We start from the raw sequence: 15,544 nt of genomic DNA, 5'->3' as shown, positions 1-15,544 counted from the left end.
GTACCACCGCCGCCCCCGACTCCGCCGCCTCCGCCGGCAGCCCCGACCCCGCCGGACCCGCCGGCGCCCCCGGCGCCGGCGCGACCGAGCACTACGCCAACGCCTGAGCCACCGGCTCCGCTATTCACCCCGGCGGCGCCGGACCCGCCGGCACCACCGTTGCCGACCAAAAGGCCGCCGTCGCCGCCGTTGCTGCCAGTGCCGTCGGCGCGCTGCCGCCGCATTCAAAAATTCCGGAATTGCCATTACATACGACATGGCCGAGTCCCATCTCTGCCGCCATAACCACAGCGATTTCGGCGACGGTACGAAACTAATCGCGATTTTCTTCGCAGATGACAGATGCTGTAAATAGTGTGGACACAGATTGGACGCGGTTTAACCGACAGCACATATGTAAATGTTGTGGGCATTTAGAGCAATAGATCACAGGCAGAAAAAGCGACCTTGCCCTCAGCCGTCGCAATCTGCGAGTCCGGGTTGCTGGAGGTCCTGGCACTCGGCGTTCCACTCAGGTGCAAGCAGGCCCGACGCATCAACTGTTCAACACCCGGGCTGTGACAGTTTCCGCGCCGGCGGTAAATACGTCCGGAAGTCCAAAATCGTCGCGTCCGCGCGCGGTATGCGTCGACTTTTATGATCGGCTCGACGACGAAGATGAACGCCGAGTCTTGGAACAAACCCGACTTGCGTAGATCGGTGCCGATAACAACGGTGCGCGCGTGTGCACCTGTCACCGTATACGGCCGCGGCGCCGCCGATACCGGCGCGCAAGCACGCTCGCCGTGGACGCCGCACCGGCGGAAGCCCGAAAGAGACAATTTAGCCGTCGCGTCCCACACGTTTGCGGCCCAATGGCGCCGGAGCGACGGCGCCGGGCGCCAGACGGCGTGTTGCCACCAGAAAAGCCGTGTGCCCGCGCATCGAATGCTGCGGCCGGACGGCCAGCCCCACCACATTCCAGCCCCGCTGCATCGTCTCCCAGGACCGCGGTTCGGTCCAGCACTGCTGCGACCGCAGCGCCTCGACGACCTTCGACAGCTGGGTGACGGTAGCGACATAGATCACCAGTACCCCGCCGGAGACCAGCAGGCGCGCCACGGCGTCCAGTACTTCCCATGGCGCGAGCATGTCCAGCACGGCTCGATCGACCGAACCATCGGGCAGGTCCGAGTCGGCGAGATCGCTGATGATCAGTCGCCAATTTTCAGGCGCCTGCCCGTGAAAGGTGCTGACGTTGCGCCGGGCGTGCTCGGCATGGTCGGCGCGCTGCTCGTAGGAGATCACCTGTCCCTGCGGGCCGACCGCGCGGAGCAGGGAGAGCGTCAGCGCGCCGGAGCCTGCTCCTGCCTCGAGCACCCGAGCGCCGGGAAAGATGTCGCCCTCGTGCACGATCTGGGCGGCGTCCTTGGGATAAATCACCTGCGGCCCGCGAGGCATCGACATGACGTAGTCGACGAGCAGCGGGCGCAGCACCAAGAACAGCGCGCCGTTGCTGGACTTGACCACGCTGCCCTGCTCCAGCCCGATCACCGCATCGTGGGCGATCCTGCCGCGATGGGTGTGAAACTCCGCGCCAGGAGTGAGCGACATCGTGTAGTGGCGCCCCTTGGCGTCGGTGAGCTGAACACGTTCGCCGACGGTGAACGGGCCGGTTGCTGACACGGCGTCTAGCGTGCCAGCCGACGCGCCGCCATAGGTGCCCGGGGTTGTCGGGGCGCCGTCCTAGGCTGCGGTCATGACACGGCCGGCGCTGTCACCGTCGCGGGCGGCGGATTTCAAGCAGTGCCCGCTGCTGTACCGGTTCCGCGCGATCGACCGGTTGCCTGAAGCGCCGTCGGCCGCACAGCTGCGCGGCTCTGTGGTGCACGCCGCCCTCGAGCAGCTATACGGCCTCCCGGCAATACAGCGCGATCCGGACACCGCATGCTCACTCGTGGAGCCGGCCTGGGATCAGGTGATGGCCGACGAGCCCGATCTGGCCGCCGAACTGGACCCTACCCAGCGCAACCAACTGCTGGCGGAAGCCCGCGCCTTATTGGCCGGCTATTACCGGCTCGAAGACCCGACCCGGTTCAGCCCGCAAAGCTGCGAGCAGCGCGTGGAGGTCGAGCTTGCCGACGGCACGCTGCTGCGCGGCTTTATCGACCGGATCGACGTCGCCGCCACCGGCGAGCTGCGGGTGGTCGACTACAAGACCGGCAAGGCGCCGCCAGCCGCGCGGGCACTGGCGGAGTTCAAGGCGATGTTCCAGATGAAGTTCTACGCGGTCGCGCTGTTTCGTTCCCGCGGTGTGCTGCCTGCCCGGCTGCGGTTGATCTATCTGGCCGACGGGCAGCTGCTGGACTACTCCCCCGACCGTGAAGAGCTGCTGCGGTTCGAGAAAACCCTGATGGCCATCTGGCGGGCGATTCAATCCGCGGGCCAGACCGGCGATTTCCGCCCCAGTCCGTCGCGGCTGTGCGACTGGTGTCCGCACCAACAGCACTGCCCCGTGTTCGGCGGGACTCCACCGCCTTACCCGGGGTGGCCGGAACACCCATCGGCCGAAGGTGTTTCATGCCCAACCGAGCCGGCGGCATGAAAGGTTGCTATTACCAGCGCCTGCCCGGTGCCGGTGAGTATTCGGCGTTCGACCCCACCGACTACACCCGCAGCAACTGGGGCCCCGAAATCCAGCACGGCTCGCCGCCGTTGGCGCTGTTGACCAAGTTGGTCGAGGAGCTGTCGGCGGATTCCGGCTTGCGGATCGGCAGCCTTCACCTCGACATTCTCGGGGCCATTCCGGTGGCCCCGGTGCGGACCCGAGTCTGGGTTGAACGCCCGGGATCGCGCGTGTCGATGATGGTCGCCGAGATGGTCGCCGACCGCCTGGTGGCACGGTTGAGCGCATGGCTGATCGCGGTCTCCGACACAGCCGACGTCGCATCCGACCGGTATCCGCCGGTGGTGGAGGGACCCGCCGTGACGCGCCCCGCGGCTTTCGTTGACGTCCGCGGCTACTTCGACGCGCTCGACTGGCGCCCGCAGCAGCATGCTGAAGGCGAGTCCGCGGCGGTCTCGTGGATGCGTCCGACGGCCCACATCGTCGACGCGGAGCCGACGACGGCATTGCAGCGGCTAGCCGCAGTGGTGGACTGCGCCAATGGCGTCGGCGCGATTTTGGACCCCAGGCAGTTCTTCTTCATGAACACCGACACGACCGTGCACCTGCACCGACTGCCGACCGGAGATGATTTCGCACTGCGCGCTCGCGCCTCCATCGGGCCGGACGGGGTGGGGGTAACCACGGCTGAGGTCTTCGACAAGACGGGTTTCGTCGGGACGGCGGCGCAGACCCTGCTGGTCCAGCGCAGGTGATCAGTCCAGTGCGGACATCTCCTGCAGCACGGTCGGAACGAGCTCGCTCACCGTCGGATGAATGTGCATGGTACGCGACAGTGTGGTGTAGGGCGCTTTGGCCGACATGACGTCGAGGATTGCGTGCACCACCTCGTCCCCGCCCACGCCAAAGATGGCCGCACCCAAGATCTCATCGGTTTCGGCGTCGACGACGACCTTCATAAAGCCTTGCGTCTCACCCTTTTCCACAGCTCTGCCCACCCTGGTCATCGGCCGCTTGCCTACCAGCGCCCGGCGGCCCGACGCGCGAACCTGGTCGACGGTCATGCCGGCGCGCCCTAGCGGCGGGTCGATGTAGAGGGCGTAGGTGGTGATCCGGTCGCTCACGCGCCGCGGGTCGTCATCGAGCAGATTGGCGGCGACGATCTCGAAGTCGTTGTACGAGGTGTGGGTGAAAGCACCCTTGCCGTTGCAATCGCCAAGCGCCCAGATGTGGTCGACGTTGGTTTTGAGTTGGTCGTCGACCGTGATGTAGCCGCGGGCGTCGGTCTGCACACCGGCCGCCTCGAGCCCCAGGTCGTCGGTGTTGGGACGCCGGCCTACGGCCAGCAACAGATGGCTCCCGGGAATGGGGGTGGCACCGACACTGGGTGTCAACTCAAAGCCGTTGTCCCGCTTGGCAACCCGCACATCGTCGGCGCCGGTGACGATATTGATGCCTTCGCCCGCCAGGATTTCCCTGATGGTCGCCGAGACGTCCTCGTCTTCCCGGCTCGCTAGCCGCGGTCCACGTTCCACCACCGTGACTTCAGCTCCGAACCGACGGTACATCTGCGCGAACTCTAGTGCGATGTAGCTTCCGCCGACAATGACGAGATGCTCTGGCACCGTGTCGAGTTCGAGGATCGACACATTGGTGAGAAAGTCGACGTCGTCAAGTCCGGGAATGTCTGGCACCACCGCGCGCCCGCCGACGTTCAGAAAGATCCGATCACCTTGCAGCACTTGGTCATTGACCCGCAGCGTGTGCGGATCCTGGAACCGCGCGTGGCCACGGAAGACGGTGCAGCCGGCCATGCCGTCCAGCCAGCTTTCGAGCCCCCTGCGGTCGTCGAGCATGATGCCGTCTTTGCGCGCTTTGACTTTCGCCATGTTCACGCTGATGGTCCCGGTGCTGACGCCGTATTCCGCGCCGCGGCGGGCAAGATGGGCGGCGTGGGCGCTGGCCACCAGCGTCTTGGTGGGGATGCAGCCAGTGTTGACGCAGGTACCGCCGACGTGTTTTCGCTCCACCATCGCGACCCGCTGGCCCGCTGCGGTCAGGCGGCCCGCCAGCGGTGGCCCGGCCTGGCCGGCGCCTACGATGATCGCGTCGAAAGTCTCTGTCACAGAGCCGCCGCTGCCGCAACGATGGCGAAGCCACCCAGGACGGCAACCGCATCTTCTAGCAGCGCGATCGGAAGGTCATGACCGCCGCGTGCGGCAACCAGCCGGCGGCGCGCCTGATAACCACCGAGGGTGCCCAGCACGGCGCCGATCACACCGGCGCCCAGTCCACCCCACCGGTAACCCCAAGCGGTGCCGATGACCGCACCGGCCAGGCCGCCCAAGATGATCCGAACGGCGAACACCGGTGTGGCGGTGCGCGGCGGTGTCTTGGGCAGTTTGTCGTTCACCAGCTCAGCGACCGCGAGAATGCTCAGGATCACCACCGTGACGAGGTTGGCCATCCACGATGCCCACGTGTGGCTGAGGTTGATCCAGCTCAGAAAGGCGGCCCAGGAGACCGCCGCGGGAGCCGTCACAGAACGCAGTCCGGCGACGACACCGATCAGAAGAGCCAAGAGCAGGACAAGGACTTGCGTCACAGCGATCCCTCCTGGGACAGACGAAAACCGCGGCAATCGACCTAGCGGACGCTAACACAGGGGCCGCCCCGCCACACGATCAGAATCGGCAGAACCTGATGTCTGATGCCAGGATCGCTTTGGCCCCGATTGCCGCGAGCTCGTCCATGATGCGGTTGACGCCCCGCCGCGGCACCAGGGCACGGATTGCGACCCATTCCGGATCCGCAAGTGGCGCGATGGTCGGAGACTCCAGCCCCGGGGTGATCGAGGTGGCCTTATCAAGTACCGAACGTGGGCAGTCGTAGTCGAGCATCAAGTACTGCTGGCCGAACACCACGCCCTGGACCCGGGCGACCAATTGGTGGCTGGCCTCGGTTTGGTCCCCGCTATCGCGGCCGGCCCGCTCGATCAGTACTGCCTCCGAATCACACAGCGGCTCACCGAAGGCCACCAAATTGTGCATGCTCAAGGTGCGGCCCGAGCCCACCACATCGGCGATGGCATCGGCCACACCGAGTTGTACGGAAATCTCCACGGCGCCATCGAGTCTGATGACCGTTGCTTCGATACCCTTGTCTTCCAAGTCTTTTCGGACCAGGTTCGGGTAGGCGGTGGCGATCCGCTTGTTGGCCAGGTCGGCCATCGCCCACTTCTGCCCGGCCGGGCCCGCGTAGCGGAAGCTGGACGACCCGAAACCCAGCGCCAAGCGCTCGCGCACGGGCGCTCCGGAGTCGAGCGCCAGGTCGCGTCCGGTGATCCCGAAATCAAGCTCTCCCGAACCCACATAGATGGCTATGTCCTTGGGCCGCAAGAAGAAGAACTCGACGTTGTTGACCGGATCGATGACGGTGAGGTCTTTGGGATCGGTCCGGCGGCGATAGCCGGCTTCGGACAGGATCTCGGTGGCCGGCTCGCTCAGCGCACCCTTGTTCGGAACGGCCACCCTCAACATGCTCATAGCTTCCGGTAGACGTCGTCGAGGGACAGCCCGCGCGAAATCATCAACACCTGTGTCCAATACAGCAGCTGGCTGATCTCCTCGGCCAGCGCTTCGTCAGGCTCGTGCTCGGCGGCCAGCCACACCTCACCGGCCTCCTCCAGGATCTTCTTACCCAGGGCATGTATCCCGCCGTCCAGTGCAGCCACCGTCGCGCTGCCGGCCGGTCGGGTGCGGGCACGCTCCCCGAGTTCGGCGAATAGATCCTCGAACGTCTTCACGGCCAGCGATTGTTCCACGTGCCTGCGAGCAAAGTCACGGCGGTTTGGACGTCCCCGGCCCGCGGGGGTGCGCAGAGGGTCAGCTCGGGAGGCGTGTTCGGGTACGAACACACACGCTCGCCAATAAGGTGGCGCTCAGTCCTCCGGGTTGTAGCCGAGGTTGGGGCCGAGCCAACGCTCGGCCTCGGCCAGGGTCCAGCCCTTGCGCTTGGCGTAGTCGGCTACCTGGTCCTGCGCCATCCGACCGACCACGAAGTACTGCGACTGCGGGTGCGAGAAGTACCAGCCGCTGACAGCGGCGCCGGGCCACATCGCCATCGACTCGGTCAGTTCGATTCCGGTGCGCTCGCGGACGTCCATCAACTGCCAGAGCGTCACCTTCTCGGTGTGTTCCGGGCAGGCCGGGTAGCCGGGGGCGGGGCGGATCCCCCGGTACTTCTCATCGATGAGTGCGTCGTTGTCCAGCTGCTCGTCCGGCTGAAATCCCCAGAACTCCTTGCGGACCCGCTGGTGCATCCGTTCGGCGAACGCCTCGGCCAGCCGGTCGGCGAGCGACTCCAGCAGAATCGCGCTGTAGTCGTCGAGGGCCGCCTTGAACTCCGCGATTTTTTCTTGGCTGCCGAGCCCCGCGGTGACGGCGAAGGCGCCGACATAGTCGGCCAGACCCGTGTCCTTGGGGGCGACGAAGTCGCCCAGCGACCGGTTCGGGATGCCCTCCCGATGCTCGCCCTGCTGGCGCAGGTTGTGCAGCATGGTCAGCACCTCGGTTCGGGTGTCGTCGGTGTACACCTCAATGTCGTCACCGACGGCGTTTGCAGGGAAGAACCCGATCACCCCGTTGGCGGTCAGCCACTTCTCCTTGATCAAGGTGTCGAGCATCTGCTGGGCATCGTCGTACAGCTTGCGGGCGGCCTCGCCCGAAGCCGGGTTGTTGAGGATGTCAGGGAATCTGCCCTTCATCTCCCAGGCGTTGAAGAACGGCTGCCAGTCGATGTACTCGCGCAACTCGGCGAGGTCGTAGTCCTGAAACTCCCGCACACCGAGTCCCTGAGCGGGCACTGGTGGGGTGTAACCGTCCCAGTCGATCGGCGTCCGGTTCGCACGGGCCTTCTCCAGTGTCAGCATGGGCCGCTCGCTCTTCTGCGAATGCCGTTCACGCAGGGCCGCGTAGTCCTTCTCGGTGGCCTCCAGCAGAGCGGGGCGCTGCTTGTCGTCAAGGAGCGCAGCAGCGACCGGCACCGAGCGGGAAGCGTCCTTGACCCAGACCACCGGACCGCTGCGACGCGGCGATATCTTCACGGCCGTGTGGGCGCGTGAGGTGGTCGCGCCACCAATCAGCAGCGGGATCTTCAGCCCCTCGCGTTCCATCTCGACGGCGAAGTTGGACATCTCGTCCAGCGATGGGGTGATCAGTCCGGACAGCCCGATGATGTCGGCGTCGTGCTCCTTCGCCGCGGCCAGGATCTTCTCGGCCGGAACCATCACACCGAGGTCGATCACTTCAAAGTTGTTGCACTGCAGCACAACCCCGACGATGTTCTTGCCGATGTCGTGGACGTCGCCCTTCACGGTCGCCATCACGATCGTGCCATTGGTGTCCTTGCCTGCGGCCGCGCCGGACTCTTCCTTCTCCTTCTCGATGAACGGCAGCAGGTAAGCAACGGCCTTCTTCATCACCCGGGCCGACTTCACGACCTGGGGCAGAAACATCTTGCCCGAGCCGAACAGGTCACCGACGACGTTCATCCCGTCCATCAGCGGGCCCTCGATCACCTCGATCGGCCGCCCTCCTGCGCCGGCGATCTCGGACCGCAATTCCTCGGTGTCGGCATCGACGTGGGCGTCGATGCCCTTGACCAGGGCGTGCGTGATCCGCTCGCGGACCGGCAAGGATCGCCACTCTTGGACAACCGAGTCATCGGCCTTCTCCTTGCTGTTGAACCGTTCGGCGATCTCCAGCAGCCGTTCGGCCGCGTCCTCGCGGCGGTTCAGCACGACGTCCTCGATGCGGTCCCGCAGCTCGGGGTCGATCGAGTCGTAGGGCACTAGCGCACCGGCATTGACGATGCCCATGTCCAGGCCGGCCTTGATGGCGTGGTAGAGGAACACCGCGTGGATCGCCTCGCGGACGGGGTTGTTGCCCCGGAAAGAGAACGACACGTTCGAGATACCGCCGGAGAGGTGCACCCCGGGCAGGTTCTCCTTGATCCAGGCGCAGGCCTCGATGAAGTCGATGCCGTAGGTCGCGTGCTCCTCGATACCGGTCGCCAACGCAAAACAGTTCGGGTCGAAGATGATGTCCTCGGGCGGGAACCCGACCTCTTCGGTCAGGATCCGGTAGGCGCGTCCGCAGATCTCCTTGCGGCGCTCCAGGTTGTCGGCCTGTCCCTTCTCGTCGAAGGCCATCACGACGACGGCGGCGCCGTATTTGCGGCACAGCCGTGCCTCGCGGATGAACTTCTCCTCGCCCTCCTTCATGGAGATCGAGTTGACGATCGGCTTGCCCTGCACGTTCTTCAGGCCCGCCTCGATGACCTCCCATTTGGAGGAGTCGATCATCACCGGGACGCGGCTGATGTCCGGCTCGGCCGCGATCAGCTTGGTGAACCGGTCCATCGCGGCGACGCCGTCGATCATGCCCTCGTCCATGTTGATGTCGATGACCTGCGCACCGACCTCGACCTGCTGCAGGGCGACCGACAGCGCGGTGTCGTAGTCCTCGGCCTTGATCAGATTGCGGAACCGGGCGGAGCCGGTGATGTTGGTGCGCTCACCGATGTTCACGAACAGGGAGTCGTCGGTGATGTTGAGCGGTTCGAGGCCCGAGAGCCGGGTGGCCACCTCGATGTCCGGCAGCTCGCGCGGCGCTTTACCCTCGACGACCTTGGCGATCTCGGCGATATGCGGCGGCGCCGTCCCGCAGCAACCACCGACGATGTTGACCAGGCCGGCCTCGGCGAAATCGGCGATGTAGCCCGCCTGTCGCTCAGGAGTCTCGTCGTATTCGCCGAAGGCGTTGGGCAGGCCGGCGTTGGGGTAGCAGGAGACGAAGGTGTCCGCGATCCGCCCCATCTCGGCGATGTAGGGCCTCATCTCCGGTGCGCCCAGGGCGCAGTTGAGGCCCACCGCGATCGGCTTAGCGTGCCTGATCGCGTTCCAGAATGCCTCGGTGACCTGTCCGGACAACGTCCGCCCGGAGGCGTCGGTAATGGTGCCCGAGATGATGAGCGGCCAGCGGCGGCCGCGCTCCTCGAACAGCGTCTCGACGGCGAACACCGCCGCCTTGGCGTTCAGCGAGTCAAAGATCGTCTCGATGATCAAGAGGTCGGCGCCGCCGTCGACCAGGCCGTTGGCGGATTCGAGGTACGCGGCAACCAGTTGGTCGTAGGAGACGTTGCGTGCCCCGGGGTCGTTGACGTCCGGCGAGATCGACGCGGTCCGCGTCGTCGGCCCGATCGCACCGGCGACGTAGCGGGGCTTCTCCGGGGTGCTGAATTCGTCGGCGGTCTTGCGGGCCAAGGCCGCCCCGGCGTAGTTCAGCTCGTAGGCCAGGTCCACCATGTCGTAGTCGGACAGCGAGATCGCGTTCGCGTTGAACGTGTTGGTCTCCAGGATGTCGGCGCCGGCCTCGAGGTACTCGCGGTGGATCCCGGCGATGATCTGTGGCTGCGTCAGGGTGAGCAGGTCGTTGTTGCCCTGAAGGGCGGTCGGCCACTCCGTGAACCGGTCGCCGCGGTAGCCGGCCTCGTCCGGCCGGTCGCGCTGGATCGCCGTACCCATCGCGCCGTCGATCACCATGATCCGCTGGCGCAGAGCAGCCGTCAGTTCATCGGTGCAGTCGGGGCGGATATTGGGCTCAAAGGCGTTCACGCACGTTCCTTCCGTAGTGGAAGGCGTCCTTGACTCTGCCGAGCGTGGCGGATACCAGGGGGGCCTGAGCCCCCCAAAAATGTCCGTTGCAACGCCTCTCGACCAAAAAAGTCTACGTCGTCACTCGACGTCTGGACGCCCAGCTCGACCCGATCCGCTTGGCGTTCGCGGTGCCCTCGAGCGCCGGCTCACGGATCTTGGCGGCAATGTCGTCGTTATTCGGGTTAACCAGATCACAGCCGAACGTATTTCGTCTCGACCGCGTTGGCGCCGGCTGGCGACGTCGTCGAAGCTCAGATCGGCGGCTTGTAGCTGGGTCCCGATGGCACCACAAAAGGACACAGTCACACGACAAGAATAGTTGCCCTATGGAATTTCCTCAGTCGTTGACAGCGCTCTGACAGGTGACACCGGCTCCACGGGACCCGATAATCGCTGCGCGGCACCCCGTACCCTGAATCCTGTGACTTTGCCGGACGGTGGCATCAGGCTGCCCGAACTGGACAACGCCATCGTCGTGGCTGCGTTCGAGGGCTGGAACGACGCTGGCGACGCGGCCAGTGACGCCGTCGCGCACTTGGCTACCACCTGGGATGCCGTTCCGGTCGTGGAGATCGACGACGAGGCCTATTACGACTACCAGGTGAACCGCCCGGTTATCCGGCAGGTCGACGGTGTTACCCGGGAGCTGGTGTGGCCGGCCATGCGGATTTCGTACTGCCGGCCGCCCGACAGTGATCGGGACATCGTGCTGATGTACGGAGTCGAGCCGAATATGCGCTGGCGCACGTTTTGCGACGAGCTACTGGCGATCATCGACAAGCTCAACATCGACACGGTGGTGATCCTAGGGGCGTTGCTGGCCGACACGCCCCATACCCGACCCGTGCCGGTCACCGGTGCGGCCTACTCCCCCGACTCGGCCCGCCAATTCGGCCTGCAGGAAACCCGCTATGAGGGGCCGACGGGGATAGCCGGAGTGTTCCAGTACGCGTGCGTGGCGGCTGGCATCCCGGCGGTGACGTTCTGGGCGGCGGTGCCGCACTACGTTTCTCACCCGCCCAACCCGAAGGCGACAGTAGCGCTGCTGCGCCGGGTCGAGGACGTGCTGGACATCGCGGTGCCGCTCGGCGACCTGCCCGCCCAAGCTGAGGCGTGGGAGCGAGAGATCACCGAGATGACTGCCGACGACGAAGAACTCGCTGACTACGTGCAATCGCTGGAACAACACGGCGACGCCGCGCTCGATGTGAACGAGGTGATGGGCAAGATCGACGGCGACGCGCTGGCCGCCGAGTTCGAGCGTTACCTGCGCCGCCGTCCGGGTTTCGGGCGCTAGCGGGGCAGACGAGTGCACGCCCTACGAGGGGGCAGGTGCGGGCGCCACGGTGTAATAACCAGGCGCCGGGGACGATGGGGATGCTTGTGCGCAGCCTGCCACCAGTACTGCGAACGCCGCGATTGTCACCGCGCCGAGCGCACGGACCGTCTTCGTTCGCTTGCTTCTGTTTGCACTCATCGGTCGCGCCTTTCCGTTGCCCGTCGTTGGGCTGGCGTACCTGCGAATGCTAACCCCGAACTAGCTCCCCGGACTATCGAATTCCGGCGACCCGCTGCGCAGCATTGCGATCACGGCGCTGGGTTCGCCGATCAACCGAGCATTGATGCGACGCCTGACCGTGCGCAGCCCCGCCAGCCGCAGCGCGGTTCGCCGGGTCCACAGCTGCGACGACGATGTGGGCAAGAACAGTTTGGCGGCGTCACGGCCGGCTTTCTGCTTTTCTTCAACCACCGGACGCCACAGCCGCTCGTAGAAGTCCAGGGCGCGTTCCAGCGACGACGTTCTGCGCAGCTGTTCGGCCAGCACATAGGAGCCGGCGACTGCGAGCGAAGCGCCCTGCCCGGCGATGAGGGACACCGCCCCGCACGCGTCGCCGATCAGCACGACTCGTCCCTTGCTCCAGCGGGGCATCTCGATCTGCGCGACCTGGTCGTAGTAGATGTCCTCCGGCGGCGGGCACTGTTCGATTGCCTCAGGCACCAACCAGCCCATGCCGGCGTATCCCTGTTGGATGGCGGCGCGAGCATCCTGCGGCAACTGCGGATCCGGCGTGCGGTACACCGCGGACACCGCGACCCGTCCGTCGCGCAGTGCGTAGAAGCCCAACTGGCGGTCGATGGTGTCGGTCAGAACGAAACGATCGGCGGCTGCGTCGCGGATGCCGGCAGCCGCTAATACGAAAGCGGCGGAATGGAAACCGAGGTAGCGCAGATACTGCGACTCGGCGCCGAATACCAAGGCACGCACCGTCGAGTGGATCCCGTCGGCGCCGACCAACAGATCCACGTTAAGTTGCCCACCGTCGCCCAGTGTGACCGTCACCCCGTCCTCTCGGTGCGATACGTCGACCACCGATGTACCGAAGCGCAGGTCCACGTCGCCGGAAAGGTTGTCACGCAACACCGTTTCCAGGTCGGGTCTCATCAGGCTGCATATCCGGCCGTCCAGCGCCGTCGCGATCTGTGCATACGGCAAACTGGCGCGGCGGCGCCCTTTTTCGTCAACCAGGCTGGCTTCCGTTATGCGATAGGAGACCTTCTCGATCGCGGGCAGGACACCGATCGCTTCGGCGGCGTCGTAACCGGAGCCGAAGAAGTCGATCATGTAGCCCTGCGTCCGCGGGCCCGATGAGCGTTCCAGCAGCACCACCTCGGCGCCCAGCCCCGACAGTCGCTCCGCCAACGCCAGCCCGGCGATGCCGGCCCCACAGATGGCTACCTTCACGGGCTAGGACTTTTCCAGAGCCTTGTTGTAGGCGCTGGTGGAACGACCGAGTGCGGCTACCTCGGCATCCATCTGCGGCACCAGCTCCGCGGCGGCTTTGCGCACGGGCAGTTCACCGATCCGCAGCGATAGGATCGGCTTCACCCAGCGAGCCAGGCCCACCCACTCGGGGCAGAACACCCGCGACTTGCGGCCCTCGATGCCCTTGACGAATGCCGCCGCGCATTTGTTCACCGACGTCGTCTTGTTGAGCGGCCACGGCAGGCGGGTCAGGAGTTCGTTGAAAGCCGGCATGTCAGCCCTGGTGTCGCGGATCAGGGCGGTGTCGATCCAGGACATATGTGCCGAGCCGACGCTGACTCCGTGATGGGCCACCTCCAAGCGCAGCGCGTTGGCGAAGATTTCGACTCCCGCCTTTGTTGCGTTGTAGGGCGCCAGGCCGGGACATGCGGCGTATGCGGCCAGCGAGGAGACGATCAACACATAGCCGCGGCGCTCGATAAGCGCCGGCATGGTGGCTCGGACGGTATGAAAGACGCCGAGCACGTTGACGTCGAGCACCCGCTTGAAGGCTTCCGGATCGACTTGCAGCACCGAGCCGTAGCTGGCGATGCCGGCGTTGGCCACCACCACGTCGATGCCGCCGAATCGTGCGACGGCCTGGTCGGCCGCGGCTTGCATGGCGGGTAGATCTCGCACATCGGCAACCGCGGTGAGCAAGCGGTCGTCGCCGTCGAGTTCCGCGGCAATCGCGTCCAGCTCGGCCTTGCCTAGATCGGTGAGCACGAGTTTGGCGCCTTTGTTGTGTAGCCGCCGGGCGACCTCAGCGCCGATTCCGCGGGCACCTCCGGTGATGAAGACGACCTTGTCCTGCAGCGATGTCATGGCCGAAAACGTACCACCGCGCGCTTACAAGACCACCCCGAGCAAGGCGTCAATCGCGCTGGCCATGGACTTCGGTGCGTCCTCGTCGTGGCCTCCGTACTCCAGCGCATCGGTGGCCCAACCATCAAGTGCGGCAATGGCTTTGGGCGTATCCAGATCGTCTGCCAGGTACCGGCGCACCCGCGCGATCGCGTCGGCAGCGTCCGGGCCGGCCGGCAGCGCGGTCGCGGTACGCCAGCGGTGCAGCCGTTGCGTCGCGTCGTCGAGAACCTGCTGGCTCCAGAAGCGGTCGGCGCGGTAGTGGCCGGCAAGTAGACCGAGCCGGACGGCCGACGGCTCGACACCCTGGGCGCGCAGGTTAGAAACGAGCACCAGGTTGCCGCGGCTCTTGGACATCTTGTGACCCTCCCAGCCGATCATCCCGGCGTGTACGTAGTGGCGCGCGAATCTCCTTTCACCGCTGACACATTCGGCGTGCGCAGCGGTGAACTCATGGTGCGGAAAAATCAGGTCGCTGCCGCCGCCCTGGATGTCCAAGCCGCTGCCGATCCGACTGAGTGCGATTGCCGCGCACTCGATGTGCCAGCCGGGACGGCCCGGCCCGAACGGCGACGGCCAGGTGGGTTCGCCGGGTCTTTCGGCACGCCACAGCAGCGCGTCCAGCTCGTCGGTCTTGCCGGGGCGGCCCGGGTCCCCGCCGCGCTGCTCAGAGAGGCGCAGCATGGTTTCACGGTCGTAGCCCGACTCGTAGCCGAACTGCAGTGTGGCGTCAGCCCGGTAATAGACGTCCGGGTACTCCCCCACTTCGGGGTGGATCGTGTACGCGGCGCCGGAAGCCAGCATCTTCTCCACCAGCTCGACCATCTCGGCTATTGCCTCGGTTGCACCGACATAGTCATGCGGCGGCAGCACCCGCAGGGCCGTCATGTCCTGGCGGAAGAGCGCGGTTTCGCGCTCGGCGAGAACGCGCCAATCAATGCCGTCGCGATCTGCACGCTCGAACAACGGATCGTCGACATCGGTGACGTTTTGCACGTAGTGCACCTCGTGACCGAGGTCCAGCCACAGCCGATGGATCAGGTCGAAGGTCAAATAGGTCGCGGCGTGGCCCAGATGGGTTGCGTCATAGGGCGTGATCCCGCAGACGTACATGGTGGCTTTGGCCCCCGGAGTTACCGGGCGGATCTGCCGGTCGGCAGTGTCGTACAGCCGCAGCTCCGGACCGCGTCCGGGTAGCGCCGGAAGCGCGAGGGCAGGCCACGATTTCATGTGCTCGACTTTAGGCGTGGCGACGATGCAGCCCGCATAGCGGGCTGAGAAGGAGCCGCGCAATCAAGCCTGAGCGTGGCGACGAGGCAGCCCGCATAGCGGGCTGAGAAGGAGCCGCGCAATCAAGCCTGAGCGTGGCGACGATGCAGCCCGCGTAGCGGGGACGGTAAGCCACACCACGGCAGTGCACACGAGTCACAGCAGTACCGCGCCGGAGCTCCATACCCGACCCGCAAACGCGATAGCGCATGCGATATGAGTCCGCTGAATAAATCGGCGTGGCGGTCGGGTGTGGTCGTGTGTTGTCGTTGATGATTCTGGTGTG

The 15,544-nt window shown here is 65.6% G+C and carries 13 protein-coding genes; 3 read left to right on the top strand and 10 right to left on the bottom strand.

All coding sequences use genetic code 11. From position 1 onward, the window contains the following. Positions 1-224: hypothetical protein (locus AWC27_RS09690; protein ID WP_211281597.1), on the bottom strand; the 224-nt coding region annotated here is incomplete at its 3' end. A gap of 598 nt (positions 225-822) precedes the next feature. Next, positions 823-1,665 carry a tRNA (adenine(58)-N(1))-methyltransferase TrmI gene (gene trmI, locus AWC27_RS09685; RefSeq protein ID WP_085670287.1) on the bottom strand — a complete coding sequence of 281 codons (843 nt, stop codon included), beginning with the start codon at positions 1,663-1,665 and terminating at the stop codon, positions 823-825. A gap of 73 nt (positions 1,666-1,738) precedes the next feature. On the opposite strand from trmI, the gene AWC27_RS09680 reads away from it, so the two are divergent. Together AWC27_RS09680 and AWC27_RS09675 are read left to right on the top strand one after the other, a co-directional pair. Beyond that, a complete protein-coding gene (locus AWC27_RS09680) occupies positions 1,739-2,584 on the top strand; it encodes a RecB family exonuclease (RefSeq protein ID WP_085670286.1) in 846 nt (281 codons plus the stop codon). Continuing rightward, a complete protein-coding gene (locus AWC27_RS09675; protein WP_085670288.1) occupies positions 2,581-3,360 on the top strand; it encodes a thioesterase family protein in 780 nt (259 codons plus the stop codon). The genes AWC27_RS09680 and AWC27_RS09675 overlap by 4 nt, the downstream gene beginning before the upstream one ends. Here the strand turns inward: AWC27_RS09675 and AWC27_RS09670 are convergent, their stop codons facing one another. The 5 genes from AWC27_RS09670 to metH form a co-directional block, all read right to left on the bottom strand. Continuing rightward, positions 3,361-4,731, bottom strand: coding sequence for an FAD-containing oxidoreductase (locus AWC27_RS09670; RefSeq protein ID WP_085670285.1), 1,371 nt, complete (start codon positions 4,729-4,731; stop codon positions 3,361-3,363). Further along, positions 4,728-5,210 carry a glycine zipper 2TM domain-containing protein gene (locus AWC27_RS09665; RefSeq protein ID WP_085670284.1) on the bottom strand — a complete coding sequence of 161 codons (483 nt, stop codon included), beginning with the start codon at positions 5,208-5,210 and terminating at the stop codon, positions 4,728-4,730. The genes AWC27_RS09670 and AWC27_RS09665 overlap by 4 nt, the downstream gene beginning before the upstream one ends. A gap of 79 nt (positions 5,211-5,289) precedes the next feature. Next, on the bottom strand, positions 5,290-6,144 hold the full coding sequence (gene hisG / locus AWC27_RS09660) for an ATP phosphoribosyltransferase (RefSeq protein ID WP_085670283.1): 855 nt from the start codon (positions 6,142-6,144) through the stop codon (positions 5,290-5,292). Between the two features lie 2 nt (positions 6,145-6,146). Continuing rightward, positions 6,147-6,428: a phosphoribosyl-ATP diphosphatase gene (locus tag AWC27_RS09655; protein WP_085670282.1), complete on the bottom strand. Its 282-nt coding sequence runs from the start codon at positions 6,426-6,428 to the stop codon at positions 6,147-6,149. A 117-nt stretch (positions 6,429-6,545) separates the two neighbouring features. After that, entirely contained in the window at positions 6,546-10,280 is a 3,735-nt protein-coding gene (gene metH / locus AWC27_RS09650) for a methionine synthase (RefSeq protein WP_139836872.1), read from the bottom strand. Positions 10,281-10,743: 463 nt separating this feature from the next. Here metH and AWC27_RS09645 point away from each other — a divergent pair, with 463 nt between their 5' ends. Continuing rightward, positions 10,744-11,619 carry a PAC2 family protein gene (locus tag AWC27_RS09645; protein WP_085670280.1) on the top strand — a complete coding sequence of 292 codons (876 nt, stop codon included), beginning with the start codon at positions 10,744-10,746 and terminating at the stop codon, positions 11,617-11,619. A 240-nt stretch (positions 11,620-11,859) separates the two neighbouring features. Here AWC27_RS09645 and AWC27_RS09640 read toward each other — a convergent pair whose 3' ends face one another. The 3 genes from AWC27_RS09640 to mshC are packed head-to-tail and all read right to left on the bottom strand — an operon-like array spanning position 11,860 to position 15,219. Beyond that, complete coding sequence (locus AWC27_RS09640) at positions 11,860-13,065, bottom strand: FAD-dependent monooxygenase (RefSeq protein WP_085670279.1); 1,206 nt, start codon at positions 13,063-13,065, stop codon at positions 11,860-11,862. A 3-nt stretch (positions 13,066-13,068) separates the two neighbouring features. Then, the gene (locus tag AWC27_RS09635; protein WP_085670278.1) at positions 13,069-13,950 is read right to left on the bottom strand and encodes an SDR family oxidoreductase; all 882 of its coding nucleotides are present in this window, start codon (positions 13,948-13,950) and stop codon (positions 13,069-13,071) included. A gap of 24 nt (positions 13,951-13,974) precedes the next feature. Next, on the bottom strand, positions 13,975-15,219 hold the full coding sequence (mshC, locus tag AWC27_RS09630; RefSeq protein ID WP_085670277.1) for a cysteine--1-D-myo-inosityl 2-amino-2-deoxy-alpha-D-glucopyranoside ligase: 1,245 nt from the start codon (positions 15,217-15,219) through the stop codon (positions 13,975-13,977). Positions 15,220-15,544: the final 325 nt, after the last annotated feature.

The sequence above is a fragment of the Mycobacterium szulgai genome (assembly GCF_002116635.1).
Classification (GTDB): Bacteria; Actinomycetota; Actinomycetes; order Mycobacteriales; family Mycobacteriaceae; genus Mycobacterium; species Mycobacterium szulgai.
Note: the sequence above shows the minus strand (reverse complement) of the source record. Positions and strands in the feature narration are given on the sequence as shown.

What these genes read in the sequence shown, in the direction of transcription:
- AWC27_RS09680 (WP_085670286.1), top strand. Translation starts at nt 1,739, where the DNA reads ATGACACGGCCGGCGCTGTCACCGTCGCGGGCGGCGGATTTCAAGCAG.
- AWC27_RS09675 (WP_085670288.1), top strand. Translation starts at nt 2,581, where the DNA reads ATGAAAGGTTGCTATTACCAGCGCCTGCCCGGTGCCGGTGAGTATTCG.
- hisG (WP_085670283.1), bottom strand. Translation starts at nt 6,144, where the DNA reads ATGTTGAGGGTGGCCGTTCCGAACAAGGGTGCGCTGAGCGAGCCGGCC.
- AWC27_RS09635 (WP_085670278.1), bottom strand. Translation starts at nt 13,950, where the DNA reads ATGACATCGCTGCAGGACAAGGTCGTCTTCATCACCGGAGGTGCCCGC.
- mshC (WP_085670277.1), bottom strand. Translation starts at nt 15,219, where the DNA reads ATGAAATCGTGGCCTGCCCTCGCGCTTCCGGCGCTACCCGGACGCGGT.